This window comes from Streptomyces sp. NPDC053069 (assembly GCF_044546895.1).
In the GTDB taxonomy this organism is placed as follows: domain Bacteria; phylum Actinomycetota; class Actinomycetes; order Streptomycetales; family Streptomycetaceae; genus Streptomyces.
The window spans coordinates 324553-338818 of record NZ_JBITZN010000006.1 but is presented as its reverse complement, the minus strand read 5'-3'; the positions used below and the strand labels follow the sequence as shown (position 1 = coordinate 338818).

General features: G+C 70.2%; 13 protein-coding genes and 1 pseudogene. 5 read left to right on the top strand and 9 right to left on the bottom strand.

The features are described 5' to 3' along the window. Window positions 1-29: 29 nt before the first annotated feature. Together ACIGXP_RS16655 and ACIGXP_RS16650 are read left to right on the top strand one after the other, a co-directional pair. Complete coding sequence (locus ACIGXP_RS16655; protein ID WP_399768878.1) at window positions 30-1586, top strand: fibronectin type III domain-containing protein; 1557 nt, start codon at window positions 30-32, stop codon at window positions 1584-1586. 3 nt (window positions 1587-1589) lie between these two features. Then, a complete protein-coding gene (locus ACIGXP_RS16650) occupies window positions 1590-2111 on the top strand; it encodes an adenylyltransferase/cytidyltransferase family protein (protein ID WP_399768876.1) in 522 nt (173 codons plus the stop codon). Here ACIGXP_RS16650 and ACIGXP_RS16645 read toward each other — a convergent pair. Beyond that, window positions 1995-2702, bottom strand: a pseudogene (locus ACIGXP_RS16645) (CDP-alcohol phosphatidyltransferase family protein); the annotation flags it as partial. The gene ACIGXP_RS16650 and the pseudogene ACIGXP_RS16645 overlap by 117 nt on opposite strands. Before the next feature lie 197 nt (window positions 2703-2899). Between ACIGXP_RS16645 and ACIGXP_RS16640 the strand changes: the two are divergent. Beyond that, window positions 2900-4126, top strand: a complete 1227-nt coding sequence (locus tag ACIGXP_RS16640) for a glycosyl hydrolase family 28-related protein (protein WP_399768874.1) — start codon at window positions 2900-2902, stop codon at window positions 4124-4126. A 114-nt stretch (window positions 4127-4240) separates the two neighbouring features. On the opposite strand, the gene ACIGXP_RS16635 is transcribed toward ACIGXP_RS16640, so the two are convergent. Next, entirely contained in the window at window positions 4241-4540 is a 300-nt protein-coding gene (locus ACIGXP_RS16635) for a hypothetical protein (protein ID WP_363214028.1), read from the bottom strand. 617 nt (window positions 4541-5157) lie between these two features. Here ACIGXP_RS16635 and ACIGXP_RS16630 point away from each other — a divergent pair. Continuing rightward, complete coding sequence (locus ACIGXP_RS16630; protein ID WP_363214027.1) at window positions 5158-6675, top strand: fibronectin type III domain-containing protein; 1518 nt, start codon at window positions 5158-5160, stop codon at window positions 6673-6675. A gap of 45 nt (window positions 6676-6720) precedes the next feature. On the opposite strand, the gene ACIGXP_RS16625 is transcribed toward ACIGXP_RS16630, so the two are convergent. Next, a complete protein-coding gene (locus ACIGXP_RS16625) occupies window positions 6721-7863 on the bottom strand; it encodes a glycosyltransferase (protein WP_399768871.1) in 1143 nt (380 codons plus the stop codon). Between the two features lie 256 nt (window positions 7864-8119). Between ACIGXP_RS16625 and ACIGXP_RS16620 the strand changes: the two genes are divergently transcribed. Then, complete coding sequence (locus ACIGXP_RS16620) at window positions 8120-8413, top strand: hypothetical protein (protein WP_363214025.1); 294 nt, start codon at window positions 8120-8122, stop codon at window positions 8411-8413. A gap of 120 nt (window positions 8414-8533) precedes the next feature. On the opposite strand, the gene ACIGXP_RS16615 is transcribed toward ACIGXP_RS16620, so the two are convergent. The 6 genes from ACIGXP_RS16615 to ACIGXP_RS16590 form a co-directional block, all read right to left on the bottom strand. Further along, on the bottom strand, window positions 8534-8863 hold the full coding sequence (locus tag ACIGXP_RS16615) for a hypothetical protein (RefSeq protein ID WP_363214024.1): 330 nt from the start codon (window positions 8861-8863) through the stop codon (window positions 8534-8536). Window positions 8864-8956: 93 nt separating this feature from the next. Further along, window positions 8957-9286: a hypothetical protein gene (locus ACIGXP_RS16610; RefSeq protein ID WP_351245713.1), complete on the bottom strand. Its 330-nt coding sequence runs from the start codon at window positions 9284-9286 to the stop codon at window positions 8957-8959. A gap of 58 nt (window positions 9287-9344) precedes the next feature. Further along, window positions 9345-9677 (bottom strand): hypothetical protein, encoded by a 333-nt coding sequence (locus ACIGXP_RS16605; protein WP_363214023.1) that lies wholly within the window; start codon window positions 9675-9677, stop codon window positions 9345-9347. A 345-nt stretch (window positions 9678-10022) separates the two neighbouring features. After that, the gene (locus tag ACIGXP_RS16600) at window positions 10023-10445 is read right to left on the bottom strand and encodes a hypothetical protein (RefSeq protein ID WP_363214022.1); all 423 of its coding nucleotides are present in this window, start codon (window positions 10443-10445) and stop codon (window positions 10023-10025) included. 195 nt (window positions 10446-10640) lie between these two features. Next, on the bottom strand, window positions 10641-11495 hold the full coding sequence (locus tag ACIGXP_RS16595) for an ABC transporter permease (protein WP_399768867.1): 855 nt from the start codon (window positions 11493-11495) through the stop codon (window positions 10641-10643). Beyond that, complete coding sequence (locus ACIGXP_RS16590) at window positions 11492-14143, bottom strand: alpha/beta fold hydrolase (RefSeq protein WP_399768865.1); 2652 nt, start codon at window positions 14141-14143, stop codon at window positions 11492-11494. The genes ACIGXP_RS16595 and ACIGXP_RS16590 overlap by 4 nt, the downstream gene beginning before the upstream one ends. Window positions 14144-14266: the final 123 nt, after the last annotated feature.

The window sequence follows — 14266 nt, the reverse complement described above, 5'->3', positions numbered from 1 at the left end:
CGCCCCGCTCCCTTACGTCGAGGTGCCCCGTGCGTCACAGCAAGCCCCCCAAGAAGGCGGTCACCGGCTCGGCTGCCGCGGCCCTGATGTGTGCAGGCGCTCTGTTCGGCGCTCCCGCCGCAGCGGTGACGAGCGGGCAGCCGGCCACGCTCGGCGCCGATCCGCTGCCCACCTGGCAGACGAACGGCGTCGTCTGGTCCCTGGCGTACGCCCGCGGTGTCGTCTACGCCGGAGGCACCTTCGACACGGTCCGCCCGCCCGGCGCCAAGGCCGGCACCCGAACGGTCGTGCGGCACAACTTCGCCGCGTTCGACGCCGTGACCGGCAAACTGCTGCCCTGCGCCCCGTCCTTCCGGGACGGCGGCGGCCCGTACGTCACCGGCACGGTGCGGGCCCTGAAGGCCTCCCCCGACGGCCGGGTGCTGTACGTGGGCGGTCTGTTCCACCGCGTCGGGTCCACGGGAGTGGTCAACGCCGTAGCCATCAACACCTCCGACTGCTCCCTGCGCAAGGACTTCCGGCCCGTGGTGTCCGCAACCGTCCGGGCGATCGAGACGACCGGCAAAGAGGTGTACCTGGGCGGCGACTTCCACATGGTCGACGACCAGGTCAGGTACCGCGTCGCCGCCCTCACGCACAGCGGCTCCCTGCTGCCCTTCAAGGCGGACATCGACCTGTCGGTCCGTGCCTTGTCGGCCGTGCCCGCGCAGCGCGAGCTCCTGGTCGGAGGGGACTTCGTCTGGGTCAACGGCGACTTGGTCCGCTCCCTGGTCGCGCTGAACCCCACCACCGGAGCGACGGTCCACACCTATCCCGACTGGCTCCCGCCCGCTTCACGCGTCAAGACGATCGCCCGGGACGGCTCGCGCTTCTACATCGGGGCCGAAGGAGACGGACAAGGCGTCTTCGACGGACGTATCGCGGGCCGCCTCCGCAACAACACCATGGTGTGGAAGGACACCTGCCTCGGCGCCACCCAGGCCGTGCTGCCCGTCAAGGACGTTCTCTACAGCGCCTCCCACGCCCACGACTGCTCCAGGACACCCGGCGGCTTTCCCGAACAGGGAATCCGGCACACCCTCCTGGCCCAGTCGGTCACCGACCGGCACATCCTGCACTGGTTCCCCGACACCGACGGCGGACTCGGGGAAGGTGTGGGTCCCCGCACCCTGACCGCGGCTCGGGACACCCTCTGGGTCGGAGGCGAGTTCACGCAGGTCAACGGCCGGCCGCAACAAGGACTCACCCGCTTCGGCACGAGTGCCCCGAAGAGCGCGCCACAGGCCCCCGCGCTCACGCTCGCGTCCGTGAGCCCGGGAAAGGCCACCATCGGCTGGCATGCCGTGTGGGACCGCAACGTCGCACTCCTGACCTACCGGCTCTACCGGGACGGAAAGCTGATCTCCCGGCAGACCAAGTCCTCCACGCCCTGGCACCTGCCGGACATGAGCTACACCGACTCCGTGCCCGCCGGCGCACACCACCGGTACACGATCGAGGTCACGAACGGCACCCGCACCTCGCCCCGGTCCGCCCCGCTGCCCGTGACGGTGCCCGCCCCCGGCGGCCGGAAGAGCGGAGCCTGATCTGTGGAAGCGGCACGCACCGGGTATGCGCCCGGCGTCTGGGACCTGTTCCACATCGGGCACCTCAGCATCCTGCGGGAGGCGCGCCGGCACTGTGACCGCCTCGTGGCCGGGGTGGCGTCCGACGAGCTGACCTGGCGGCTGAAGGGCAGGCCACCGGTGATTCCGCTGGCCGAGCGCCTGGAGATCGTACGCAGTGTGCGGCACGTCGACGATGTCGTCGTGGAGACGCACGAGGACAAACTGCACGTCTGGCGGCAGGTGGGTTTCCACATCGTGTTCAAGGGCGACGACTGGAAGGGCACTCCCAAATGGAACGTCCTCGAACGCCGCTTCGCGAAGGTCGGTGTCGAAGTCGCCTACTTCCCCTACACCGTGCACACCTCCAGCACCCTATTGCGCAGGGCACTGGAGCTGATGCAGCTCACGGAACCACTTCACCAGGAAAGCGGCCATGAACAGGACATGAGCCATCAGGAGCGCACAGTACAGGACAAGGAAGAGACGGGGGCGGCCCAGAAATAGAAAGCAGGCGCAGGTCGTGCCGTAGTCGACCGGCAGGAGCAGCACGGACCTCAGCGCCGAGGCGGAACCCCCACCCCTTTCCGCCGCCGCCCGGCCCTTGAGCTGCTGCGTGAGAATGCCGGCGAAAAAGATCACCACCGCCGCCGTCTGGAACACCATGGGCGCCAGCAGAAAGAGCGGACTGGGAAGGGGGAAGAAACGGTAGAACGCCACCAGCACCACCAGATGCAGCGTGACGGTCCTGACGCAGTCCAGCACATGGTCCAGCCATTCCCCCGACAGGCTCGCGGAGCGCTGGCCACGCGCGAGCTGACCGTCCGCGGCATCCAGGGCGAAGCCCAGGGCGAGGGCCGCACCGACACAGACCGACATCACGGGCCCGGGACGCAGCAGGGCCACAGCCGCCAGGGCCGGAAAGGTGAACAGGGCACCGAGCACCGTCAGCTGATTGGGGGTCGCACCGGCCCAGGAGGCCAGCGCTGCCAGCACACGGCCGGCCGGGCGATTGACGAACCGACTGTAGACCGACACCCCCTTCGCCGATTTCTGTGCCGTCGCCAGCTGCCTCAACGCCTCCGCGAACTCGGGCATAACCCTCCTTGTGACATAAAAATCTAGAAAGGAAGGCAACTATGACAGAACAGGATGGTGAGAGGGCCCGCAATCGTCGGCGTATTCTGCGCGGCGGAACATCACTGCTGGTCGCGGCATCCCTGTCCGCCGGCAGTGCTTCCGCCAAAAGTGCGTCCCGCCGGGGCCCGTCCGCCAAGGAAGCACCGATCGGACCGATGTCCTCGGTCAACGTCGTCGATCTCGGTGCCGTGGGCGACGGACGCACCGACGACACCAAGGCTTTTGAAACCGCCTACGCGCTCGCGGCCGCCCGGGTCCGCGACGGGGTGGGCCGACTGGTGGTCGAGATTCCCGCCGGAGACTTCCTCATCACCCGTCCGCACGCCCTGCTGAACGGCGCCGCCCCGCCACGGCCCGCGAACGGGCTGCGCTTCGTCGGCGCGGGCAAGAACATGACCACCCTCGTCTTCCGCCCGGACACCGGCCCCGGCTCCTTTCTGTGCCGCAACGAGGACAGCTGGTCCAACCTCTCCTTCGAGCGCATGCAGTTCCGCTCCGCCACACCGGGCGCGTCCTTCTTCCGTTCCTACTCCACCGGACACGCCCAGGACTACCGGTTCTGGGAGTGCGAATGGCTCGGGGAATGGGAGTACGGGCTGGCCCTGGACGGGACGAACACCAACTCGGAGATGCTGTGGGAAGCCTGCACGGTCGCCGGCAGCTACCGGAAGGCGTTTCTGTACTCGGGCCTCACGGGGCACGCGCAGGAAAGGCCTGACGACCAGGACCAGTTCCTGAACTACTGGTTCACCGACATGAAGGTCGAATACGAGTGGGGCAACTTCCTGGAGTTCCCCTACGGCGGATCCATCACCTGCCGGGGCGGCTCCTACATCATCACCGGCAAGCGCCCCACGAGCACCGACGGGTACGGCACCACCAGCACCTTCTTCCGCTTCCCGGTCAGCGACCACCGCGACTCGGTGCAGCGTTTCCACGCCCAGGACATCCGGTTCGAGGTGCGCAACCCGGACGTGCGGATCATCGACTGCACGTGGAGCAGCGGGACGGTCCACTTCACCGACTGCGACGACACCTCCAACGCCTTCAAGGACTTCGCCCCCGAGGCCCGGCCGCACCGGTACACCGTGGGTTCCCGGGGGCCGCTGATCCGCTACGACTCCTGCCAGCTCGTGGGCCGGCACCAGTACCGGACGACCGTCCGGCAGGCCACCCAGCCGGCCGTCGTCCGCTACGACATGTGTCTGCTGCGGAGCCAGCCGCAGAGCGAGTTCGCCGTCACCGACGGCCCCCGCGCGACCCCGGCCCCCTTCGTACGCTTCACCGACTGCATCGACGCCGACCCCGCCGGCGTCAGGGCGGCACCGGCCGCGCCCGCCGCCCCGCCCGTGTCCCCCGGCGAGACCTCTTCCACGGACTGAACCCCGGCCGTCCGACCGCCGTTCGGCCTGTGGGGGCCCGGGACGTTCCGGGCCCCCACATCTGTGTACGGCGCGGTCGTGCGGCAGGGCCGGGCGTTGCCGGGCGCCGCCGTGTCAGTACTTGGTGGGCTTGACGCAGAAGTCGATACGGGTGATGAGCGGGTCCTTCCCGCTGGAGTCGGCCGGGGCGTGGAGCCCCGCGTCGGCCGCCGTGCCGTCGGGGAAGCCCGTCGAGCTGTCGTAGTTGTAGACCTTGGCGCCCGTGCTGCCCGTGACCGTGACCTGGACGGCGGAACGGTGCGCGGACGAGGGGATGCTGAAGCCGAACACCTCCCCCTGGGTGCCGTTGGTGACGGTGAGCTGGAGGCTTCCGTCGCCGGGGATCGCCACCGGTCCGGTCAGCGGATTGGTCACGCTGAACCCGGTTGCGCCCGCCGGGCAGGTCGGAGGGGGCGGGGGCGGGGTCGTCTGGCACGGCGTGCAGCCGGACGGGGGCGGCGTCGACGGCTGGCACGCCGAGCACCCTGGTGTGCCGTTCGACTGGCATGTCGTGCACGACGACGTGCCGGTCGTCGGGCAGGACTTGCACGCCGGCATCACCCGGTCAAGGGCGTGGGCCGACGCGGGGCCGGCGGCGATACCGAACGCCACGGTCGCGGTCAGGCCGGCGCCGACGAGCCGCGCACCCCAACTCCGCCCTCGTGCCTGCGTTCTCGTTCGGGCAGCTACTCGCATAACGAGTACTCCTCCTCAATGCTTGGGTACCTGACCTCGGATACCTGAACTCGCCCTGGCGAACTCTCACGCCATTTCCATTGGCAGTTCGAGCTTGACCAAGCGTCCGCCGCCGGGCGTCCCCACACTTGCACGAGTGGACTGCCGTTATGGATTACGACTCCTTTTCCTAGGCCATTTGAGCTTCAGTAAGGGCCTGAAGGGTGGAGCGCCCGCTTGTCGAATCCTGGGATCCGGTGCCGGATGTCTACTTTCGGAAAGCTTCTCGCCCCGTATCCCTCGACCCGGGATGTGCCATGCGTCTAAGGAAAAGCACCTCCAGAGCCGCCACCACGGCATGTGCGACGGTCCTCCTTGCCGCCGCCTCACTCACCACCGCGTCCGGCGCGCAGCCGCGCGACGAAAAGACCCTGACCGCCGCCCCGTTGGCGACCTGGCAGACGGACGGAATCGTCTGGTCCGTCGAGTACGCGCGCGGTGTCGTCTACGTCGGCGGCACCTTCGACAGCGTCCGCCCGCCCGGCGCCGAGCCCGGTGAGCGGGAGGTCGTCCGGAAGAACTTCGCGGCGTTCGACGCCGTGACGGGCAAACTGCTGCCGTGCGAGCACTCCTTCACCGGCGGTATGGACACGGTACGGGCCCTGAAGGCCTCGCCCGACGGCAAAGTGCTGTACGTCGGCGGATCGTTCGGTCACGTCGACCGCACGGGTGTGGCCAGTGCGGTCGCGCTCAACACGGCCGACTGTTCACTGCGCAAGGACTTCCGCCCCGCGATGGGCGCGCTCGTGCGGGCCATCGAGACCACCGGCAGGACGGTCTATCTGGGCGGTGAGTTCACCGTCGTCGACGGCCAGTCCAGGAAGCGCGTCGCGGCGTTCACCCCGAGCGGCTCGCTGCTGCCGTTCAGTGCCGACATCGACGAGCCGGTCCGTGCCGTCCTGGCCGCGCCCGATCGCGGCCAGGTCCTCGTCGGCGGCGACTTCCACAACGTCAACGGCCGTCCGGAGCAGTCGCTGGTCTCCCTGGATCCCGCAACCGGCGCGACCGTGCGGTCCTTTCCGGACTGGGTTCCGGAACGGTCCGCCGTGACGTCGCTGGCACGCAACGGCGACCACTTCTATCTGGGCGCCGAGGGCTCGGGGACGGGAATCTTCGACGGCCGTATCGCCGGCCGGCTGTCCGACGGAGCGATGGTCTGGAAGGACACCTGCCTGGGCGCCACCCAGGATGTCGTCGTGCACAAGGGCGTCCTGTACAGCGCTTCCCACGCCCACTACTGCGGGCTGACACCGGGCGGCTTCCCCGACGGGGCCCGTCGGCACTTCCTCGCGCAGTCGGCCGACGACAAGCGCATCCTGCACTGGTTCCCCGACACCGACGACGGCATCGGCGAGAAGGTGGGCCCGCGAACGCTCGTGATGGCGGGCGACATCCTGTGGGCGGGCGGTGAGTTCACCGCGGTCAACGGCACACCCCAGCAGGGCCTGACGCGCTTCGGGGCCGGTCCCCTCGACACGGCTCCCCAGGAGGCTCCCCGGCTCACGAGCGACGGCTCACGCACCGGGAAGGTCACACTGATCTGGCGCGCCTCCTGGGACAGGGACGACGCGGAGCTGACCTACCGGATCTACCGGGACGGGGTCCTCGTGGCCACGCGGAAGCAGCGGTCGGCCGAGTGGTACCGCCCGGAGATGTCGTACACGGACGAGGTCTCTCCCGGCTCTCAGCACCGCTATACGATCGCCGTCACCGACGGAAAGAACACCACGCCCCGGTCGGCGCCGCTCGACGTGACCGCGTTCGCCGCCAAGTGACCGGCCGGGGCCTGCTGAGGGGACGACGCCGAAGGGACGGCGCCCTCACGTGGTGATGGACTCCCTGCTCTGGCTGGGCACGAACGGCGTGGTGCCGATGCCGAGCAGTTCCCGGTACACCTCGCTCACCGCGTCCCTGGTCTGCTGGACGTCGTGGGCGGCGACCACGTGCGCGCGGCCCTGCGCACCCAGGGCCGCGCGCAGCGGCGTACGGCGCAGCAGCGCCGCCAGCGCCCGCGCCAGCGCGTCGGAGTCCTCCGGCGGCACCAGGCAGTGCGGCAGATGGCCGGGCGGCAGGCTCTCGCGCAGGCCGTCCACGTCCGTCACGAGGACCGGCCGGCCGCACGCCATGGCCTCCAGGGGGACGAGCGCCCGGCCCTCCCGGCGGGATGGCAGGACCACCACATCGGCGGCCCGGTACCAGGGGGCGGCGTCGGCTGCCGGGCCGGCGAACTCCACCGACGCGGGCGCCGCCGCGCGCAGTCGGCCCGCGTCCGGGCCGTCGCCGACCAGCACCAGCCGGGCGTCCGGCACCTGCCGTACGACGGCGGGCCAGGCCCGCAGGAGCACATCCTGGCCCTTCTGCCGGCACAGCCGTCCCACGCACACGACCAGGGGGCCCGCCGCGAACCGGGCGATGCTCCCCTCGGGCCGGAACCTGCGTGTGTCGACGCCGTCGGGGACCATGAGCCACTGGGCGGTGATGCCGTGCTGTTCCCCGGTACGCCGTTCCGCCTCGCTCACGCAGAGGACGCGCGCCGCCCACCGCGCCCCGAACTGCTCCCAGCGCACAGCGGCGTGGGCCTTGACACCGTCGACGGCCTCGAACGACCACGCGTGCGGCTGGAAGACGGTCGGGAGCCGGCCGCGCACCGCGAGCCGGGTGGCGAGCCCCGCCTTCGCGCCGTGCGCGTGCACCACGTCGGGACGCACCTCGCGCAGCACCCGGGCCAGCAGGGCCACTTCACCGGGGAGCCGGGGTCCGGGTGAGCGGGTCGCGTTCCACGGAAGCACCCTGCAGCCCTCGGCGCGCAGCGCGTCCGTCAGTGTGCCGCCGCGCGGGCAGGCGACACTGACATGCAGCCCCGCAGCGAGCTGAGCCACCGTCAGGTCCGTCACGAAACGTGCGACACCGCCCTCGACCGGCTGAGTGACGTGCAGGACGTTCGGCTCACGGGGAATGCGCATGACCGAGGCTTCCCTTCCGACGAAAAACTTGGAACCAGCGCAAAGCATCTAGTCCCTTTTTCTGCGGAGCCGTCAACCGTGTCGGAAGAATTCACCTGCTTGGACCTGCCACAGTCCGGCGTAATGCACCGATAATCCGACAAGCATTTCTGCGATGTCGTTCAGGATGTATGAGTTCCGGGGAAGTTGCGGTCAACGGAGTTTCCCGCGGCGCCCCTCTCTCGTTAGCCCAGCGGAAGCGAGAGAAAGGAACACAATGAAGAGTCTGAAGGCTGCCGCCATCGTTGTCGGCACCCTGGCCATGGCGGGCGCCGCGGCGCCGGCTTTCGCGGCGGACGTACCGGCGCAGGGCCTCATCGATGACGGGAAGACGGTTGCCCGGTCTCTCCCCCACGCGGCCGAGATGCCGACCGGCGCCCTGGCCAGCGATGTCAAGCACGCGGCGGACGGGGTGAAGAAGTCGGGTGTCGTCAAGACCCCCGTTCTGGGCGGCGCCCTGCCGAACCCCCTCAACGGCAAGCCGCCCGCCGCGCTTCCCGTCTTGAAGTAGAAGACGCATCCGCTGGGATTTCAGGCCGGCTCCGGGGTTCTCGGAGCCGGCCTTCCTCGTGTCCGGGAAAAGCAGATGGCGGCCCGCCGAGCGTCGGCGGGCCGCCAGGCTCCGGGCTGCTCAGAACAGCAGACCACCGGTGTAGGGAGCCAGCTGCGACTGGTCGACGCCCGCGGTGTTGCAGGCGGCGTAGTGCGAGTTCGGCGCGGCGACACCGGCACCGCCGAGGACGCCGACCGAGCCGTTGGACCACGGCGCGATGCAGCGGCCGTCGATGAGCGAGCCGTTGGAGACCAAGAGGCCCTGCTGAGGGGAGTTCACGACGACCGGGGACTCCGAGAAGCCGTTGCCGCCGGTGACGGTGGTGGTGTTGTCGGCCGCAGCGGTGCCACCGGCTGCCAGGACGAGGCCCGCTGCCAGGGCGGACAGGGCCGTAACCTTCTTACGCATGGATGCGCCTTTCGGATGGGAGGGGCAGGTCGGGCGGGCACGTCTGCCGACGTCCCCGCCCTGCTCCGGGATGGTTCGGAGCATGAAGGGGGCTCAGAAGAGCAGGCCACCCGTGTACGTGGCACGCTGCGACTGGTCGACGCCCGCGGTGTTGCAGGCGGCGTAGTGCGAGTTCGGCACGATGGTCGCGGCACCGCCGAGGACGCCGACAGCACCGTTGGACCAGGGCGCGACGCAGCGCAGGTCGACGAGCGTGCCGTTGGAGACGACGGCGCCCTGCTGCGGGGCGTTCACGACAACCGGGGACGACGAGAAGCCGTTGCCGCCGGTGACCGTCGTGCAGTTGTCGGCTGCGGCAGTGCCGGCGGCCGCGAGGACGACGCCCGCGGCGAGGGCGGAGATGGCCGTAACCTTGTTACGCATGGAGTGTCCTTTCCGGACTGCGAGGGGTTCACCTGCTCGGAATGACTCGAAGCAGGGGTCAGAAGAGCAGGCCGCCCTGGTAAGCGGCCTTCTGCGACTGGTCGACCGGCGCGGTGTTGCAGGCGGCGTAGTGCGAATTCGGCACGATGGTCGCGGCACCGCCGAGGACGCCGACGGCACCGTTGGACCACGGCGCGATGCAGCGGCCGTCGATGAGCGAGCCGTTGACGACAACCACGCCCTGCTGAGGGGCGTTCACGACGACCGGGGACTCCGAAAAGCCGTCACCACCAGTGACGTTGGTCGTGTTCGAGTGGGCGGAGGCAACGCCGGCGCTGCCGCAGAGCGCGCTAAGGGCGAGTGCTGTGACGACCGCGAACTTCCTGGTCAACTCGGTTCCTTCCTGGATTCACGGTAAGCCGCGCTTACATAGCAAGAAACCGAAATATGCGGCGAAAAGTCACGCGGACACCGGGCATACCGGGCGGATTCCACCGGATGGCGGAACGGTGCCGTGCGCCGATTCCTGGAGCCGCCCGAGGCCCGAAGTGAACGCCGACATGCGTCCGGCCCACTGGCAAGGAGGAATCCAGTGGGCCGGACAGGTTTGTGGCGTATGCGCGGCACGACATCGGCGCCGGGGTGGGTGCGCGGCACTGCGGTGCCGGGTCTCCGACGAGGGAACCGGATCAGAGTGTCAGAATCCTGGTCACGCCGACTCCTGACGGTTTCCGCGTCACCCCTGATTGAGGAGGCTACCGACCCCGGCACTGGTCGGCCCGTTCAACGGGTGGAGCTGAACCGATCCGGTTCCGAGCGGGTTCTTCACCGGAATAGCGGGCTTCTTGTTGGTGCTGCGCCCCATACCGTCCAGGTATACGCCGGAGATTTTCGCGGCCTTGTTCTTGCCGGTGACCGACGACGCCTGGCTCTCGTCGAACGCGCTGCCCTTGGTGAGGCTGCCCTGCTTGGCCACGCGCATCACGGTGTCGGCCGCGGGCACGAGCGCCGGAGTGACATCGGTCTGGGACATGAGGCCGAGCGGGCCGGTCGTTTCGCGAGCGGGCGCCTTCCCGGCGGCCGACGCGGCGACGGCGGAGCCACCCACGAGACTCGCGCCGATCGCCAATGCCGCAGTTGTGAAAACTGCCTTCTTCATGATTCACCTCACTTGAAGTTACCTCTGATCCGACAGACGCAGAACATAGCAGTCCGCAGTCCGCCAAAAGCGACGCACTACTCCATACGCATGAATGCCATGGGAGTGAAGGAGCGCATTCCCGGGTTTTATACAGAGGTATTCACATCTGGTCGGCGAATCGATTGATCGTATGGTGCTTCAAGCGTGGGAAAACTACGACACCACGTCCTTGCGGGCGAACCCGCGGAAGGCCAGGGCGATGAGCACGAGTGCGTAGCTCAGGGAGATCGCCGTCCCCTGGATCATGCCGGACCATTCGGGGTGCGGCTGGACGGTGTCGGCCCAGGCGAACTGCCAGTGCGCGGGCAGGAAGTCACGCCAGTGGCCGAGGGCGGTGACGGCGTCCAGGACATTGCCGACGATGGTCAGGCCGACCGCGCCGCCGACCGCGCCGAGCGGGGCGTCGGTCTTCGTCGACAGCCAGAACGCGAGCCCCGCGGTGACCAGCTGCGACACGAAGACGTACGCCACGGTCACCGCCAGGCGCTGCAGCGCCGTACCGGGATCCAGCGCACCGCCGGTGGGTATCTGCAGCGGCCCCCAGCCGTAGGCCGCCGTACCGACGGCGAGGGCGACCAGCGGGAGCAGGATCATCGCGGCGAGACTCAGCCCGAGCGCCACGACCAGCTTGGACCACAGCAGCCGGGCCCGCGGCACGGGCGCGGCGAGCAGATAGCGCAGGGAGGACCAGCTCGCCTCCGAGGCGACCGTGTCCCCGCAGAACAGGGCGACCGGGATGACCAGCAGAAAGCCGGCCGAGACGAACAGGTTCACGGCGGCGAAGTTCGCGCCGGAGGCGGTGGCCGTGTCCATCAGGGTGATCTGGTTGTTCCGGCCGCCCGGATCACCGCCGACGGCGAAGGCTATGAGCAGCACGAACGGCAGGAGGGTGAGGATCGCGCCCATGACCAGGGTGCGGCGCCGCTTGAGCTGGCGGACCAGCTCGACCCGCGGGGGCAGGGTGTGCCGCGTCCGGTAGCCGGAGGCGACCTCGGTGAGCGTGCTCATGCGGAACCTCCGATCAGGGTGAGGAAGGCGTCTTCCAGGCGGCGGTGCGGGCCGACCGAGGCGACGGGCACGTCCAGCCGCACCAGCTCCACGACCAGCCGCTCGGCCGTGCCGCCGGGTTCGAGCCGGATCAGCAGTCCGCCGTCGGCGCGCACGGCGGAGGCGACGCCGGGCAGTGCGGCCACCTTCTCCACGACCGGCTCCTCCACCGGGACGGCGGTGCCGACGAGCAGGGTGTCGCCGGAACCGACGATCTCGCCGACCGGACCGGCCTGGACCAGCCGGCCGCGGTCCATGACCACCAAGTGGGTGCAGGACTGCTCGACCTCGGCGAGGAGATGGCTGGAGACGATCACCGTACGGCCGGCGGCCGCGTAGCGGATCATCACCTCGCGCATCTCGCGTATCTGGGGCGGGTCGAGGCCGTTGGTGGGCTCGTCGAGGATGAGCAGGTCGGGCAGGCCGAGCATGGCCTGGGCGATGGCGAGGCGCTGGCGCATGCCCTGCGAGTAGGTGCGCACCGCACGGGCGAGCGCGTCGCCGAGCCCGGCGATCTGCAGGGCCTCGTCCAGGTGGGCGTCCTCGGGCGGGCGGCCGGTGGCCTGCCAGTACAGCTCCAGGTTCGCCCGGCCGGACAGATGCGGCAGGAAGCCCGCGCCCTCCACGAAGGCGCCGACCCGCGACAGCACGGGCGCGCCGGGCCGGACGGCGTGACCGAAGACGCGGATCTCGCCGTCGTCGGGGGTGATCAGGCCCATCAGCATGCGCAGGGTGGTGGTCTTGCCCGCGCCGTTGGGTCCGAGCAGGCCGAGCACCTGGCCCTTCTCGACGCGGAAGGACAGCTCACGCACCGCGTACCGGTCGGTGGACCTCGCGTACCGCTTGCTCAAGTCCCTGATGACCAGCGGGACTTCGGCCAGTCCGGGGTCGGGTGCGGGACCGGCCGTACGGCGGCGGGCGGTGACCAGCAGGGCGAGTGCGGCCCCCGCTGCGGCCACCGGCAGCCACCACACCCAGGCCGGCAGGGGCGCCGCGGCGGTGGCGACGGCCGGGGCCGTCGGCACGCTCAGGTCTCCCTTGAGGGAGACGGTGTAGGTGGCCGGGGCGGCCGGTGAGGCGTAGCCGAGGTCGGTGGAGGCGAGGACCAGGCGGAGCCGGTGGCCCTTCTGCACCTCGTGGTCGATCGCCGGGAGGGTGAGCGTGACGTCCCTGCCTGCCTTGGCGCCGGTCACTCGGAAGGGGGCGACGAGCTGGGAGGGCAGCACCTGCTGGGTGCCGTCGGGGCCGACGTCGTAGACCTTGCCGAACAGGACGGCGTCGTCGCGGGTCGAGGTGAGGTGGACCGTCGCGGTCGGGGTGCCGGTGATCTGCAGGTCGCGGGTGAGCGGGGCGGAGTCGAACTTCGCGTACTGACCGGGGAAGTCCAGGGAGACACCGAGACCGAGCGCGGACAGCTGGGTCAGGCCGCCCGAGCCGCCGAGGCCGGGCAGCGCGGAGACGCCGGGCGGGCTGGCGCCGGCCGGGTTGGCGATGTGCTGGGTGCCGCCGGTCAGGGCGACGGCGCGCGGGTGGTCGCGCAGGCCGGGGTAGGCGGTGGCGCTCGCGCCGCGCAGCTGGGCCGTGCCGTCGGTGGAGTTCACGCCTCCGGTGCGGGTGATCCGGAAGGCCGGGCCGGTGCCGGTGGTCTCGTCGCCCTTCAGATACCGGTCGAACCACGCATGCACGCGTGCCTCGCCCCGGCCGCTCTCCATGTCGCCGCCGTCATGACCGCCCGCGATCCAGTCGACGTCCACGGGGGCGCCGTTCGCCCGGATCGCCCGCTCGGCCGCGTCGGACTGGGCGAGGGTGAACAGGGAGTCCGTCTGGCCCTGCATGAGCAGCGTGGGCACCTTGATGCGGGAGCCGACGGCGGACGGTGAGCGGGCGCCGAGCAGCCGGCGGGCGGCCGCGTCCGGGACGCCGGACTCGGCGACCCTGTCGTACATCCGGCACAGCGCGGGCTCGAAGCGGGCGCAGCCGCCGCCGGTGTTGAAGAAGACACCGGTCCACAGCTTCTTGAAGACGCCGTTCGGGAACAGGGCGTCCGCGAGGTTCCAGTAGGTGATGGCCGGGGCGATGGCGTCGACCCGGTGGTCGTATCCCGCGGCGAGCAGCGAGACCGCGCCGCCGTAGGAGCCGCCGGCCATGCCCACGCGCGGGTCGCCCGGTTTGTCGAGCCGGACCTGGGGCTGCTTCGCCAGCCAGTCGATGAGCCGGGAGACGTCGGCGACCTCGCCCTTCGGGTCGTTGAGCCCGATCTTTCCCGTGGACCTGCCGAAGCCGCGCGCGGACCAGGTCAGCACCGCGTAGCCGTCCCGGGCGAGGTCCTCGGCCTGCTTGCGCAGGTCGTCCTTGGTGCCGCCGAAGCCGTGCGCCAGCATCACGGCCGGGCGGCGGCCGGCGGAGGGGGTGACGAAGTACGAGGTGTCGATGCGCACCCCGGCTGCCGTCGTCATGACCTGGTCGGTCCGGCGCACCGCGGGCGCGTCCCCGGATGCGGCGGCCGTCCAGGTGCCGGCGCCGGCGAGCACCACGACGGCGGCCGCGGCGGCCATCAGCCGCCGCGGCCCCTTGAGTACTTCTCGCAGCGCGGGGACGCGAAGATCCATGCCTCAACGGTACGGGCCACCGCTGACATCCGCCGGAGCCTGTGGGCTGAACCCCGGGCCCTTCCCCAGGAGTACGGGGCCGGTCCGGCGTACACCAGGCGCGGTACGGCAGCCTGTCGGCCG